The 13,236-nt window shown below is 59.6% G+C and carries 14 protein-coding genes; 10 read left to right on the top strand and 4 right to left on the bottom strand.

Features of this window, described 5'->3' with window-relative positions; genetic code table 11:
• Positions 1-45: 45 nt before the first annotated feature.
• Positions 46-1,029: a D-2-hydroxyacid dehydrogenase gene (locus ACESMW_RS04045; RefSeq protein WP_372985795.1), complete on the bottom strand. Its 984-nt coding sequence runs from the start codon at positions 1,027-1,029 to the stop codon at positions 46-48.
• Positions 1,030-1,473: 444 nt separating this feature from the next.
• On the opposite strand from ACESMW_RS04045, the gene ACESMW_RS04040 reads away from it, so the two are divergent.
• From ACESMW_RS04040 to ACESMW_RS04030, 3 genes are all read left to right on the top strand, one after another.
• A complete protein-coding gene (locus ACESMW_RS04040; protein WP_092004742.1) occupies positions 1,474-2,700 on the top strand; it encodes a pyridoxal phosphate-dependent aminotransferase in 1,227 nt (408 codons plus the stop codon).
• 9 nt (positions 2,701-2,709) lie between these two features.
• Positions 2,710-2,901 (top strand): CPXCG motif-containing cysteine-rich protein, encoded by a 192-nt coding sequence (locus ACESMW_RS04035; RefSeq protein ID WP_372985794.1) that lies wholly within the window; start codon positions 2,710-2,712, stop codon positions 2,899-2,901.
• Positions 2,902-2,994: 93 nt separating this feature from the next.
• The gene (locus tag ACESMW_RS04030) at positions 2,995-3,567 is read left to right on the top strand and encodes a DUF1439 domain-containing protein (protein WP_372985793.1); all 573 of its coding nucleotides are present in this window, start codon (positions 2,995-2,997) and stop codon (positions 3,565-3,567) included.
• A 190-nt stretch (positions 3,568-3,757) separates the two neighbouring features.
• Here the strand turns inward: ACESMW_RS04030 and ACESMW_RS04025 are convergent, their stop codons facing one another.
• Positions 3,758-5,017, bottom strand: a complete 1,260-nt coding sequence (locus tag ACESMW_RS04025; RefSeq protein WP_372985792.1) for an aspartate aminotransferase family protein — start codon at positions 5,015-5,017, stop codon at positions 3,758-3,760.
• Positions 5,018-5,061: 44 nt separating this feature from the next.
• Positions 5,062-6,216 (bottom strand): isocitrate/isopropylmalate dehydrogenase family protein, encoded by a 1,155-nt coding sequence (locus tag ACESMW_RS04020; protein WP_372985791.1) that lies wholly within the window; start codon positions 6,214-6,216, stop codon positions 5,062-5,064.
• A 193-nt stretch (positions 6,217-6,409) separates the two neighbouring features.
• Between ACESMW_RS04020 and ACESMW_RS04015 the strand changes: the two genes are divergently transcribed.
• Positions 6,410-6,724 carry a hypothetical protein gene (locus ACESMW_RS04015; protein WP_372985790.1) on the top strand — a complete coding sequence of 105 codons (315 nt, stop codon included), beginning with the start codon at positions 6,410-6,412 and terminating at the stop codon, positions 6,722-6,724.
• 34 nt (positions 6,725-6,758) lie between these two features.
• Positions 6,759-7,115 (top strand): hypothetical protein, encoded by a 357-nt coding sequence (locus ACESMW_RS04010; protein WP_372985789.1) that lies wholly within the window; start codon positions 6,759-6,761, stop codon positions 7,113-7,115.
• A 178-nt stretch (positions 7,116-7,293) separates the two neighbouring features.
• On the opposite strand, the gene ACESMW_RS04005 is transcribed toward ACESMW_RS04010, so the two are convergent.
• Positions 7,294-8,187 carry a LysR family transcriptional regulator gene (locus ACESMW_RS04005; RefSeq protein WP_372985788.1) on the bottom strand — a complete coding sequence of 298 codons (894 nt, stop codon included), beginning with the start codon at positions 8,185-8,187 and terminating at the stop codon, positions 7,294-7,296.
• Between the two features lie 140 nt (positions 8,188-8,327).
• Between ACESMW_RS04005 and ACESMW_RS04000 the strand changes: the two genes are divergently transcribed.
• From ACESMW_RS04000 to ACESMW_RS03980, 5 genes are all read left to right on the top strand, one after another.
• Entirely contained in the window at positions 8,328-9,539 is a 1,212-nt protein-coding gene (locus ACESMW_RS04000; protein WP_372985787.1) for an acyl-CoA dehydrogenase family protein, read from the top strand.
• Positions 9,540-9,764: 225 nt separating this feature from the next.
• Positions 9,765-10,586, top strand: a complete 822-nt coding sequence (locus ACESMW_RS03995; protein WP_372985786.1) for an SDR family oxidoreductase — start codon at positions 9,765-9,767, stop codon at positions 10,584-10,586.
• A gap of 30 nt (positions 10,587-10,616) precedes the next feature.
• A complete protein-coding gene (locus ACESMW_RS03990) occupies positions 10,617-11,681 on the top strand; it encodes a phosphotransferase family protein (RefSeq protein ID WP_372985785.1) in 1,065 nt (354 codons plus the stop codon).
• Positions 11,681-12,370: a histidine phosphatase family protein gene (locus tag ACESMW_RS03985; protein WP_372985784.1), complete on the top strand. Its 690-nt coding sequence runs from the start codon at positions 11,681-11,683 to the stop codon at positions 12,368-12,370. The genes ACESMW_RS03990 and ACESMW_RS03985 overlap by 1 nt, the downstream gene beginning before the upstream one ends.
• 17 nt (positions 12,371-12,387) lie before the next feature.
• On the top strand, positions 12,388-13,158 hold the full coding sequence (locus ACESMW_RS03980; protein WP_372985783.1) for an SDR family oxidoreductase: 771 nt from the start codon (positions 12,388-12,390) through the stop codon (positions 13,156-13,158).
• Positions 13,159-13,236: the final 78 nt, after the last annotated feature.

Genomic DNA, 13,236 nt, shown 5'->3' with positions numbered 1-13,236 from the left:
TAGGCTCCCGTTTTTGTTGGTGGGGCTGTAATCCCGGGGCTGCGGTTATTTGCTGCCGGCGTAACCTAGCCTCTTGTCCACCAGGTTGAACCGGTCACGGCCCTTGTGCCACAGATCGAAGTTCTCCAGGAACTGGTCGGTCAGGGCCCGCTTCCAGCCGATGAAATCGCCGGCCATGTGGGCGGTCATGATGACGTTTTCCATATCCCAGAGCGGGTGTCCCTGGGGCAGCGGCTCTTCCTCGAAGACATCCAGGGCAGCGCCGGCGATTTCCCCATCCTGCAGGGCAACGATCAGATCGTCGGTTTTCACGATGGGGCCGCGGCCGATGTTGATGAGCCGGGCGCTGTTGCGCATGGCCTTGAAGGCCTTGTGGTCGAACAGGCCCTCGGTCTGGGGGGTGAGGGGAGCGGCAATGACCACAAAATCATAGTGGGGCAGCTGATTGAACAGGTCATCGTTGCCATGTACTGCCACGAAATCGGGATCGTCGTGGCGCGGGGTGCGGGCAATGCCGTGGGGCTTGAGCCCCGCCGCCCGGACCAGTCGGCCGATCTGCCGCCCGATGGAGCCGGCGCCGACCACCAGCACCTGCTTGCCTTCGGCCCGCTCGGTGTCCCGGTGTTTCCACTCATGCCGGCCCTGGAGGCGGATCGAATTGGGAAAGTCCTTGGCGAACATCAGGATGGTGCAGAGCACGTACTCGGCGATGGTCCGGTCGAAGATGCCCCTGGCGTTGGTGACGACCACGTCGCTTTCGATCAGGCCCGGGAACATCAGGGCATCGACGCCGGCACTGGTGGCGTGGATCCACTGGAGTTTGTCGGCACAGGGCCAGGCGGCCTCCAGGGCTTCGGTCCTGAAATCGGTCACCATCATCACGTCGGTGCCCGGGAGGGTGTCTCTCAGCGTCTGTTCGTCACAGGCAAACCGGATCTCGGCCCGGGCTTTTAACGCATCCATGCCCGGTGGTGGCTGTTCGCCAGGGGCTGTCAAAACGGTTACAACCGGTTTGCTTTGCTGAGTCATTGGGCCTCCGCCTCGTTATCGGTGAATAATGAAATTCCTGCGGTGGGTTGGGTATACCGCTTCCTACAGTCTGGTTTGACGATGGAGTGCGGTCAACCTGGGGAGGTCTTCAATAAGATGGGGTCAGATGAAAGTGTTCATCAGATCCCGGGGCATCAAACTAGGGGTCTGAAGAAAGCCTTCTTCTGACCCCGGTCCTCCCGGGGAGAAGTTGTCATCAAGCGGGAGTGGCCGCCAAGAAGGGGTCAGATGAAGGCTTTCATCTGACCCCGGGGTTCGCCTTCTCGTGTGCTCGACAAGGCGAGGTTTCGTGGGCCGTAATCACGGGGCCGCGGCCGTATTTTTACTTATCCCATCTTTGTTGGTTTTTGTCTTGTACCGCCTGTTTTTACTGGCTAACCTGCAGAGGTAGGTCTTTTTCCGTCCCGTCCCGAGGAGGTATTTATGGCAGAAGCTCCCAACCGCGAAACCGGCCAGGCCAAGCCGCGCAAGATCAAGTATCGTAAGGCGAAGGCCAGTTGGAACCCTGCCATGCAGGCGATTCCGGTATCCGGTATTCGTCGTCTGGTGAATATGGCCTCGAGCATGAAGGACGTGATCCACCTGTCCATCGGTCAGCCGGATCTGCCAACGCCCAAGCACATCATCGATGCTTACGTTGACGCCCTCAATGCGGGCCAGACCGGCTATACCATGGATGCCGGCCTGCCGGAACTGTTGGTAGCACTGCGTGACTATTACGGCCGCCGTTACAACCGCAAGCTCACCCGGGACAACATCCTGATTACCAGTGGCGCCACCGAGGCCATGTACCTGGCGTTGTCCGCCACCTCGGCACCTGGCCGCCAGTTCATTGTCACTGACCCCTCGTTCCTGCTCTATGCCCCGCTGATTCGCATGAACGGTGGTGAGGTCAAGTACGTGCCCACCCGGGCCGAGAACAACCACCAGCTGGATCCGGATGACGTGATCCGCGCCATGGGTTCCCGGACCTTTGCACTGGTCCTGAATAACCCGAACAACCCCACCGGGGCGGTTTACCCGCGCAGCACCGTGGAAACCATCCTGGAGGAATGCGCCTACCGGGGCATCCAGGTCTACGCCGATGAGGTGTATGACCACCTGATCTTCGATGATGACGATTTTGCCAGTGTCCTCAACTGTTCGATGGACCTGGACAACATTATGTGTATCAGCAGTTTCTCCAAGACCTACAGCATGGCGGGCCTGCGGGTTGGCTGGGTGATTTCCAGCCAGGCAGCGATCAAGTCGCTGCGCCGGTACCACATGTTCACCACCTCGGTGGCCAATACCCCGGCCCAGTTCGCCGGTGTGGCGGCCCTGACCGGCGATCAGCAGTGCGTTCGGGACATGGTGGATATCTACCGGGAACGCCGGGACAAGGTGGTGGAACTGATTGATCAGACACCCTACATGACCGGGTATAAACCCGGCGGCGCATTCTTTGCCTTCCCGGATCTGCCGCCCCATGTGGACGGCTCGGACCTGGCGCTGCGCATGCTCAAGGAAACCGGGGTCTGCGTGGTGCCGGGGGATGCCTTCGGTGAGGAGTGCACCAATGCCCTGCGCATCAGCTTCTCCACCACCTGCGAACGGCTCGAAGAGGCGTTTGACCGGATCATCCCCTGGATGGCCAAGCAGCAACTGTAAGGAGCCTGCGTGCCTGCCCTGGAGTCTGTGCTCATCCAATGCCCCTACTGCTGGGAGACGCTGGACATCAGCGTCGACCCGTCAGTGGCGGAGCAGGAGTACGTGGAGGACTGCCAGGTCTGCTGTCAGCCGATTCTGCTGCATGTGACCATTGATGAAAACCTTACACCGCACGTTGAGGCCCGGGCCGAGAATGACTAGACCCGGGCTGTTCCTGACCGATCTTTAATATCCCGCAGTTGCCCGATCCTGCCCCGTGGCGCAGGATAAGAGCATCTTTCGGAGGAACCATTCATGAAGACATTACCAAACCGCGCCTTGTGGGCACTTCTGGCTGTTGTGGCGCTGCTTTCGGGCGGCTGTGCCAGCATTTCCCCCTACTCCATCTCGGAGGGGGAGCTGGAGCGCCATCTGAAAGACGTGGTGGCGGAGTATGACCGCAAGCAGTTGCAGAGTGGCTCCCCGCTCAGTCTTAGTCTGAATGACGCTGACATCACCCTGGGCCCCGATGGCCGGGATGTTGCCGTGATCGACGTGCGTGGGCAGGTGGCCCTGAATGCCCTGATGGCAAAGCTGCCCGTCGACATCGCCCTGAAAGTGGAAGGCGCGCCTTACTACGACAGGCAGGAAAAGGCCGTATACATCCGGCGGCTGCAACTGCTGGAAAGCAGTATCGACTCGCCCTTCTTCAAGGGGGATCTGGCACCGGTGACCGACACCGTGATGCGGATGGTGGCGCAGATGCTGGAGACCATGCCGGTGTACCGCCTGGATGAGGCCGACTTCGCCCAGCGGATGTTCGGGATGGTGCCGATGGATGTGCGGGTGGCGCCGGGGCGCCTGGAATTCGTGATGGACAACGAATGAAAGCGGGGTCACTAACATGGGGTCAGATGAAAGCCTTCATCTGACCCCGTCTTGGGTCTATCTACAAAGTTGAAAAAGGGGTCAGAAGAAAGCGTTCTTCTGACCCCGGGGTTCACGCTCAGGCTTCGGAATTAAAATGGGGTCAGATGAAAGCTTTCATCTGACCCCGTCTTAGGCCTAGCTTCAAATTTCAGGCAGTCGCCTTCAACGCCTCCTCAAAAATCCCCGTGGCCTCGTCAACCTGTTGCTGGTTCACAATCAGCGGCGGCAGCCAGCGCACGATCTCGTGGTAGGGTCCGCACCGCAGCATCAGCAGCCCGCGCTTCTCGCATTCCTTGAGCAGGTTGCCGGCCCGTTCGCCATCCGGGCAGTCGCCCCGACGCATCTCCACACCCACCATAAGGCCCTTGCCGCGGATATCCGCCATCTCGGGATAGTCCTTCTTCAGGGCGTGCAGGTTGTCCCAGAGGCGCTGCCCCATCCTGGCGGCATTCTCGACCAGGCCTTCCTCCTTGATCACATCGATGGTGGCAATCGCCGCAGCTGCAGAGACGGCATTGCCACCGTAGGTGCCACCCTGGGATCCCGGCCAGCCCTTGGCCATGGTTTCCTCGGAAGCTGCCAGCGCCGAGATCGGGAAGCCGCTGGCCAGGCCCTTGGCAATCATGATCGCATCCGGCGTGACACCAAAATGTTCATGGGCCCAGAACTTGCCGCTGCGGCCAAAGCCGGCCTGGACCTCATCAAACACCAGCATGATGCCATGCTTGTCGCAGCGTTCCCGCAGGCCCTGCATGAAACGGGCGTTGGCGGGCACGTAACCGCCTTCACCCTGGACCGGCTCGATCAGCATGGCGGCGGTTTCCTTCGGGGCCGAGTAGGTCACGAAGATCCGGTCCAGCTCTTTCAGGCAGAAATCCGTGGCCTCCTCCACGCTCCAGCCGTAATGGAAGGCATGGGGGAAGGGGGCAACCACCACACCACCCATCATCGGGCTCACACCAGCCCGCAAGCCGACACTGGAGGTGGTCAGGGACAGCGATCCCATGGTCCGGCCATGGAAGCCACCGTGGAACACGATGATGTTCGGCCGACCGGTGGCCTGGCGCACCAGCCGGATGGCACCCTCGGCCACTTCCGTCCCGGCATTGGAAAAGAAGAAGGCATTGAGGGGATCCGGCGTCAGTTCACCGAGCTTTTCGGCCAGCTCCGGCAGCCTTGGATTCATCACCGTGGTGGCCTGGGCATGGATCATGGTCGCCACCTGTTTCTGGGCAGCTTCCACAACCTTCGGATGGCAGTGACCTGTACTGGTTACCCCGATCCCTGAGGTGAAATCCAGATAGCGCTTGCCCTCCGGATCAATAATGTAGGCGCCTTCGCCCTTGGCTGCAGTGATGCCGGTGGCCTGCTTGAGCAGGGGGGATAACTTGCCTTTGTGCTCGGTCACATCGTACCTCCAGAAGTGAGTAGAATACCTCTTTTGCAGACTAGTCAGGCCTCCAGACGTTTACAAATGGCCTGGCCTATTTCGTGGGTACCGCGCTGTGTCCCGGCATTCTGGGCCAGATCGGCGGCGACAGCATCGAACAGTTCCTTGCCGGCAGCGGCCAGGGTAGGATCCTTTCGTCCCAGCCATTCCAGCATGCGGGCCGTGGTGAACAGCATGGCTGTGGGGTCCGCCAGACCCTGGCCAGCGATGTCCGGGGCGCTGCCATGGGTGGGCTCGAACATGGACGGCATGTTGCTGTCGGTGGGATTCAGATTGCAGGACGGAGCCACCCCCATGCCCCCGGAAAGAACCGCAGCCAGGTCGGTAAGGATATCGCCCTGGAGGTTGCTGGCGACAACCACGTCGAATGCCCAGGGGGCCTGGACGAATTTCATGCAGGCGGCATCCACCAGTTCGTGATGGGTCGCGACATCCGGGTACTCCTTGCTGATCTCCTCAAAGGCCTCGGTGTACATGTCACCCCAGTAACGTAACGCATTGCGCTTGGTCACCAGGCACACCTGGCTTTCACAGGTGCGACCATCCAGGGTCCGGAAGCCGCGGGTACGGCCATCCCGAACCCGTTCTTCCGCCCGTCTACGGGCCTGCTCGAAACCGTAGCGGATGATTCTGTCGGTGGCCTTGCGGGTGAACACCTCCATCTGGGTGGCCACTTCATCCGGCGTTCCCTGACGCAGGCGCCCACCCTGGCTGACATACTCGCCCTCACTGTTTTCCCGGATTACGAGCATGTCGATATCCTTGGCCCGTTCGTCAGCCAGGTATTGCCGTGCGCCCTTGAGGAGGCGGGCGGGGCGTTCGCACACCCACTGGTCGAAGTTCTTGCGCATCTCCAGAAGCGGGGCCAGGGAAATGCTGTCCGGCAGCAGGTAGCGGTCAGGATCATCCATCGGGCCCGGATCACCCAGGGCGCCGAGCAGGATGGCGTCATACTGTTTCAGTTGCTCCAGTGCATCCGCAGGCCAGGATTCACCGTTCTCTTCATGCCAGGCATGAGATGGCCAGGGGAAACGGGTCCATTCCAGCGCCAGGCTATGCTTGGCGCGCAGGGTTTCAAGGCAACGTACTGCCTCCGCTACCACTTCCGGACCAATGCCGTCGCCCGGTGTAACGGCAATACGTGTAGATTGGACCATTCTGGAGACTCCTTTTCATAAAAGACGCGTATAAGTACAAAAGTCAGTGTAGTCACCCACTCCGGGGATGCCACCGGTTGTCCCCGGCGATTGCGTACGTGGTTTTACCAACGGAAAGCCAACAACTATAGTTTGGAGAAGTATGGTCAACAGACATGCGACCGTCGCCTGTACTGAGAAACCAGGAGTAGATGTGGAGCGACCTGAAGTTCTCTTTGACGCGTCCCATTGCGGTCAATGTGCCTGCGGAGAAGGGTTGGGCTTTTCGTTCAGCTTTGCCTTCCAGCCAATCGTCGACGTAGTCAACCGCTCGGTGTTCGCCCACGAAGCCCTGGTCCGGGGAACCGAAGGCCAGGGGGCGCACCTGGGCGGTCGCATCATCGCGGAAGGGGTGGAAACCAAGGAAGAGTATTTCTGGCTGCGTTCCCAGGGCATCACGCTGTTCCAGGGATTCCTGTTTGCCAAGCCGGGTTTTGAGTGCCTGCCGGAACCCGAGTATCCTGCCTGAGCCGAGCTTTCACCGAACCTGAAAGGACACGAAATTGCTGTATCGCATCATCACCATTATTGGCGCGCTGGTATTTGTCGCCGCCCTGTTCGGGCTTATCTGGCTCTTCTGCAAAAAGTTCCTGGAACACCACGGCGTGACCGACCAGGTTTCCGACCGCGCCACCGTCCTGGCCACCTGGACCTTTGCCGGTATCAGCGTCGGCCTGGTATTCGCCGTGGCTGGCGCTTTCATACTCGGTCCCTGGGCCTTCTACCGCACCCTGCGCGGCCATGGGGTAAATATTTCCGATGCCAAGGCCGTCTGGTGGGGGCTGGGGATTGTGGTAGCGTCCCTGGGAATCACCGCCGCCGGTTTCTTCGGGTTCCTGGCGGCAGTGGGGGCTTATTGAAGATGGGGTCAGATGAAGGCTTTCATCAGACCCCGCTTACCCGCAAGCTTCGACTCAAACGCCGGGGTCAGATGAACGCCTTCATCTGACCCCAATTTCATCCCACCCGAGCCGCGGCCAGTCATACTCCGGGGTCAGAAGAAAGCCTTCTTCTGACCCCTCCTTAACTCACCCCGACTTAGCTCACGCTCCGAAGCTGCTCCCTCAACCACACCAACGCCGGCTCCTTTTCATAAGCCTTGTGCCAATAAAGATGCACATCCAGAGAGGGTAGATCAGCTGGCGGATCCATGAGTGCGAGGGACGAGTTCTCCGCGATAATGCGGGCATAGGTTTCCGGCATGGTGAGCAGCAGGTCGGTGCCTTCGACCACCCGGCAGGCGGCGAAGTAATGTTGACACCGCAGGCGTATGTTCCGGTGCACGCCCAGGCGCGAAAGCTCAAAATCCTCGATGCCCGGTCCCTCAGTGCGGGATGAAACGAGCACGTGCTGGGCCGAGAGGTAGCCTTCCATGGTCAGTCTATCGCCGGCAATGGGGTGGTCCTTGCGAGCCAGAACTACCAGTCTATCCCTGCGCATCAGTTCATGGCCGGTCTGGCTGCTCACCGGCAAGAGTACATCCACCGCAAAATCCAGTTTGCCGGCGGCCAGCTGCGTTTCCATCTCGCGCCGGGCGATGCGGCGGGAGACGATTTCCAGCTCCGGGTAGGCATCCAGCCGCTGCATCAACTGGGGGAGAAACGTGGATTCAAGTACGTCCCTCAATCCCAGGGAGTAGGTCTTGCGCTGGTTGGCCGGATCAAACGCATGGAACTGGTTCACCGCACTCTGGATCTGGGTGAGCCCCGGTCGCATCGATTCCAGGAACCGGCGGGCCAGAGGCGTGGGGATCATCTGGTTGCCCTGGCGGGTGAACAGCGGATCATCGAAGTGATCCCGCAATCGGGACAGGGAATGGCTCACCGCCGGCTGGGTAAGATGCAGGGCCTTGGCGGCCCGGGTCAGGCTGCCTTCCCGGTAAATGGTGTTGAATACATGCAGCAGGTTCAGGTCCAGGCGATTCAGTGCCATGATTGCGATCCGTTATTCTGAATAAGTCCGGATAATGATAAAGGATAAGAATAATTCAGTCGCCTAATACCTTGGTCCTGCCTAGACTGGGCTCAATAAGCGCAAAGAGCGCCGGCTTTCAGAATCAGTGAGGACAGGCAATGGACTTCAACATCTCCGAAAAAGGCCAGGATTATCTCAACCGCGTGAAACAGTTCATGAAGGATGAGATCTTTCCGATCGAAGAGCAGTACCATCGGGAACTGATGTCTCGGGAAAACCGCTGGGTGGTGCTACCGATCATCAAGGATCTGAAGGAGAAGGCGAAGGCCCAGGGTCTGTGGAACATGTTCTTCCCGGACGAAAAATACGGCTGCGGCCTGCTCAACTCCGATTATGCCCTGATTGCCGAGGAAACCGGACGGAGCTTCATCGCCCCGGAAATCTTCAACTGCAACGCGCCGGATACCGGCAACATGGAAGTGCTGATTCACTACGGCTCCGAGGAGCAGAAAGCGGAGTGGTTGCCCAGGTTGTTGAGTGGTGAGATCCGCTCCGCCTTCTGTATGACCGAGCCGGCAGTGGCGTCCTCCGATGCGACCAATATGGAAGCCACTGCCATCGTCGAGGGCGACGAAGTGGTCCTCAACGGCCGTAAGTGGTGGAGTACCGGCATTGGTCACCCGGACTGCAAGGTGGGCATCTTCATGGGGCTGACGGATCCTGATGCCCACAAGCATCGCCAGCATTCCATGGTATTGGTGCCGCTGGATACTCCGGGGGTGAAGATCGAGCGTATGCTGCCAGTCTTCGGCGCCTACGATGAGCCCTACGGCCACGGTGAGGTCCTTTTCGATAATGTGCGCCTGCCCAAGAGTGCGATCATCGCCGGCCCGGGTCGCGGGTTCGAAATTGCCCAGGGCCGTCTGGGACCGGGGCGCGTACACCATTGCATGCGGGCCATCGGTGCGGCGGAGCGTACACTGGAATTACTGATCAAGCGGGCTACCACTCGGGAAGCTTTCGGCCGGCCCATCGCCAAGCTGGGTGGCAATCCGGACATCATTGCCAATGCCCGGATGTCCATTGAGCAGGCGCGTCTGCTGACTCTCAAGTGTGCCTGGGCGCTGGATACCAAGGGCATCATGGGGGCACTGCAGGAGGTGTCCATGATCAAGGCGGTGGTGCCGCAGATGCTGCAGACCATTGTCGATCAGGCCATTCAGATTCATGGTGGTGCGGGTGTCAGCGATGATGACTTCCCGTTGACCCAGTTGTTTGCCTATGCTCGGGTATTGCGGTTGGCGGATGGGCCGGATGAGGTCCATCGGGCTATGGTGGCTCGGCTTGAGCTTCGGAAATATAAGTCCTGAGCCGTGGGCTTCTAATTGAGGTGCAGGGGAGCAGGTGGGATAAGCTTTCTGAAACCCGCTCCTTCGGCACGTCCATGTGACGCTTGAGCTCCGCCATCCATGGCTCCACACAGTTTCAGAAAGCTTATCCCACCTGCTCCCTCGAACTATCGGAGCTGGATTCTTTGGCAGCTCTTGCACCGATAAAAAGAACATCAACTCCAAACGTGACGGAGAGAAATAGCAATGACGCAGCGAGTATTCATTACCGGAGGGGCGAGTGGTCTCGGCCGGGCGATTGCATTGAGGTATGCCAAAGAAGGCGCCAAAGTCTGTATCGGTGACATCAACCCGGAGCAGGGCATGGCCGTCGAGCAGGAGATCAATAAGGACGGCGGCGAAGGTTACTTTGTCGAATGCGATGTGCGCCGGCTGACGGATTTCGAGAAAGTCCGGGATGACCTGGTCAAGAAATGGGGTGGTGTGGACGTTGTCGTGAACAACGCCGGTGTGGCCTCTGCCGGGTCGATTGAGGACACTACCATGGCCGACTGGGAGTGGATCCTCGATATCAACGTGCTGGGCGTCGTTCGGGGCTGCAAGGCCTTTACACCGCTGTTTAAGCAGCAGGGCTCCGGTGCTTTTGTTAACGTCGCTTCCATGGCCGGGCTTATGCTGGCGCCGTTGATGGACAGTTACAATGTCTCCAAGGCCGGGGTGATTGCCCTGTCCGAGACTCTCAGCCAGGAGCTGCGGGATGCTGGTATCCACGTCAGTTGTGTGTGCCCGGCATTTTTCCAGACCAATCTGGCCAGTACCATGCGCTCGGATATTCCCGGCATCCAGCAGAACGTGAACAAGCTGATGAAGCGTTCGAGCATCAGCGCCGAGGATGTGGCCGAGGACATTTTCCGCAGCGTGAAGGACAAGAGTTTCTGGGTGCTGCCACATGCGAAAGAGCGCCGGATGTGGGTGTTGAAGCGCCATGCGCCCTGGGCTTTTGACTGGCTGATGCATCAGGAGAGCAAGCGCTGGATGAACAAGATGGGCGGCAAGGCCAGCGCCTGAGTGGCCGGAACAGACCACAGGAGAAAGTGAATGACACAGATCGACCAGGCGGTGGATATCCGTGAGGGTGAGGAGCTGGATATCGGCGCTGTCGACCGGTTCATGAAGCAGGCGATTCCAGGCCTGGAGGGGCAGCCCTCGATCAAGCAATACCCCGGTGGCGCCTCCAACCTGACCTATCAGGTGGATTACGGCGACCATTCTTACGTGCTGCGCCGGCCGCCGCTCGGCAAGATCGCGAAATCCGCCCACGACATGCTCCGGGAAGCGCGGGTGATGCAGGCGTTGAGGCCGGTATACCCGTACGTGCCGAATATTGTGGCCATCTGCGACGATCATGACGTTCTGGGTTGTGATTTTTACGTTATGGAGCGCCTGAAGGGCATTATCCTGCGCCAGGACTTTCCGAAGGATTTCGAGCTGAGCGAGGCCGATACCCGAAAGCTTTGCCTGAACGTGATCGACAAGCTGGTCGACCTGCACCGGGTCGACGCCCAGGCGGCAGGTCTCGATAAGCTGGGCAAGGGCGCCGGTTACGTGCAGCGCCAGATCGGCGGCTGGAGCGACCGCTTCCGCAAGGCCCGGACTGACGATGTGGGTGATTTCGAGGCGGTGATGGGCTGGCTCAATGACAAGATGCCGGAAGATATCGCCCAGGTGGTCATCCACAACGACTACCGCTTCGACAACGTGGTACTGAATCCGGACAACCCCTTTGAAGTCATCGGTGTGCTGGACTGGGAGATGGCGACCATCGGCGACCCACTGATGGACCTGGGCAACAGCCTGGCCTACTGGATCGAGGCGGACGACGAGGGTCCGTTCCAGATGCTCCGGCGGCAGCCGACGCACCGGCCTGGCATGCTGACGCGCCGGGAAGTGGTGGATTACTACATGGAGAAGTCGGGTTTTCATGCCGATAACTTCGATTTCTACGAAATCTACGGTCTGTTCCGGCTGGCGGTGATCGTCCAGCAGATTTATTACCGCTTCTACCACGGCCAGACCAGGGACAAACGTTTTGCCGCCTTCGGCCACGCCGCCAATTATCTGGAAAAGCGGTGCCAGCGGCTGATCAGCGAGAGCACTCTGTAATGGCGACCATCTATCTGATCAGGCATGGCCAGGCCAGTTTTGGCAAGGACAACTACGACCAGCTGTCTCCCAGGGGCTGGGAACAGGGGCAGGTGCTCGGTCGCTGGCTGGCGGGTAAAGTCGCGCCCAACGCGGTGTTCGGCGGCAACATGGAGCGCCACCGGGAGACCGTTGAGGCCATCGCCTCCGGGTTCGGTCAGTCGTTGCCGGATATGCAGGCGGTTGAAGGGCTGAACGAATTCGACCACATGCAAGTCGTCGAGCGACTCAAGCCGGAATGGGCGGATCGTCAGGTCATGGCCCGCGATATGGCCGCCTTTCCCAAGCCTGCGCGGTTGTTCCAGCAGGTTTTCGAGGAGGCCATGGCGCGCTGGATCAGCGGTGAGTTTGACGAGGAATACGCCGAGACCTGGGGCGCGTTTCAGACACGGGTCATTGCCGCGCTGGATGAGCTGATCGGTTACGCCGATGGTGGGGATGTGCTGGTGTCCACTTCTGGCGGCCCGATTGCCGTCATTGCCCAGCACTTGCTGGAGCTTTCCGATGAGAAGGCGCTGGCGGTGAACAATGTCATCGCCAATACCAGCGTTTCCCGCATTCTCTATTCCGGCCCGCGCCGCAGCCTGGCCGTCTTCAACAACTACAGCCACCTAGAGGCGGAAGACCCCGCCCTGGTGACATTCCGATAACGCATTAGGGGAAATCCATGAGTACCAAGAACCTGTTCGATCTGTCCGGCAAGGTGGCCCTGGTCACCGGCGCCAGCCGAGGTATTGGCGAGAGTGTCGCCCGGACCCTGGCCCACTATGGAGCCCATGTCATCGTCAGCAGCCGCAAAATTGACGGCTGCGAGAAGGTGGCCAGCAGCATCTGTGACGAGGGCGGTAGCGCCGAAGCGGTCGCCTGCCACATCGGCGAGATGGATCAGATCGAAGCCATCTGGGAGCATATCGACAAGGCACACGGCAAGCTGGACATCCTGGTCAACAATGCCGCTGCCAACCCTTATTTCGGTCCGGTGGAAGACACCGATCTCGGCGCCTTCCAGAAAACCGTGGATGTGAACATCCGCGGCTACTTCTTCATGTGTGCCCGCGGTGCCCAGATGATGAAGAAACACGGTGGTGGCGCGATCGTTAACGTGGCGTCTGTCAACGGCGTGAACCCCGGCCATTTCCAGGGTATCTATTCGGTTACCAAGGCGGCGGTTATTTCCATGACCAAGTCTTTCGCCATGGAACTGGGTCAGCAGAACATTCGCGTCAACGCACTGCTGCCCGGCCTGACCGACACCAAGTTCGCTAGCGCCCTGACCACCAATGAGGCCATCAAGAAGCAGGCCATGGCGCATATTCCCATGAAGCGTGTGGCGGATCCCGATGAGATGGCGGGGACGGTGCTTTATCTGGTGTCCGGGGCGTCGAGTTATACCACGGGGGCGTGTATTAATGCCGATGGGGGTTACCTGACGATTTGATGGGTGCGCGGTGAAGTCGGGGTCAGAATAAATGGTTATTATGTACCCACCTTAAGGCTTTACCCCCAGGTAGCGCCC

The sequence above is a fragment of the Marinobacter sp. genome, from assembly GCF_041690455.1.
In the GTDB taxonomy this organism is placed as follows: Bacteria; Pseudomonadota; Gammaproteobacteria; order Pseudomonadales; family Oleiphilaceae; genus Marinobacter.
This window is presented reverse-complemented; position numbering and strand designations above follow the sequence as displayed.

Coding starts and splice junctions, on each gene's coding strand:
- ACESMW_RS04020 (WP_372985791.1), bottom strand. CDS start 6,216: ATGGTCCAATCTACACGTATTGCCGTTACACCGGGCGACGGCATTGGT.
- ACESMW_RS03995 (WP_372985786.1), top strand. CDS start 9,765: ATGACGCAGCGAGTATTCATTACCGGAGGGGCGAGTGGTCTCGGCCGG.
- ACESMW_RS04030 (WP_372985793.1), top strand. CDS start 2,995: ATGAAGACATTACCAAACCGCGCCTTGTGGGCACTTCTGGCTGTTGTG.
- ACESMW_RS04040 (WP_092004742.1), top strand. CDS start 1,474: ATGGCAGAAGCTCCCAACCGCGAAACCGGCCAGGCCAAGCCGCGCAAG.
- ACESMW_RS03985 (WP_372985784.1), top strand. CDS start 11,681: ATGGCGACCATCTATCTGATCAGGCATGGCCAGGCCAGTTTTGGCAAG.
- ACESMW_RS04000 (WP_372985787.1), top strand. CDS start 8,328: ATGGACTTCAACATCTCCGAAAAAGGCCAGGATTATCTCAACCGCGTG.
- ACESMW_RS03980 (WP_372985783.1), top strand. CDS start 12,388: ATGAGTACCAAGAACCTGTTCGATCTGTCCGGCAAGGTGGCCCTGGTC.
- ACESMW_RS04005 (WP_372985788.1), bottom strand. CDS start 8,187: ATGGCACTGAATCGCCTGGACCTGAACCTGCTGCATGTATTCAACACC.
- ACESMW_RS04045 (WP_372985795.1), bottom strand. CDS start 1,029: ATGACTCAGCAAAGCAAACCGGTTGTAACCGTTTTGACAGCCCCTGGC.
- ACESMW_RS03990 (WP_372985785.1), top strand. CDS start 10,617: ATGACACAGATCGACCAGGCGGTGGATATCCGTGAGGGTGAGGAGCTG.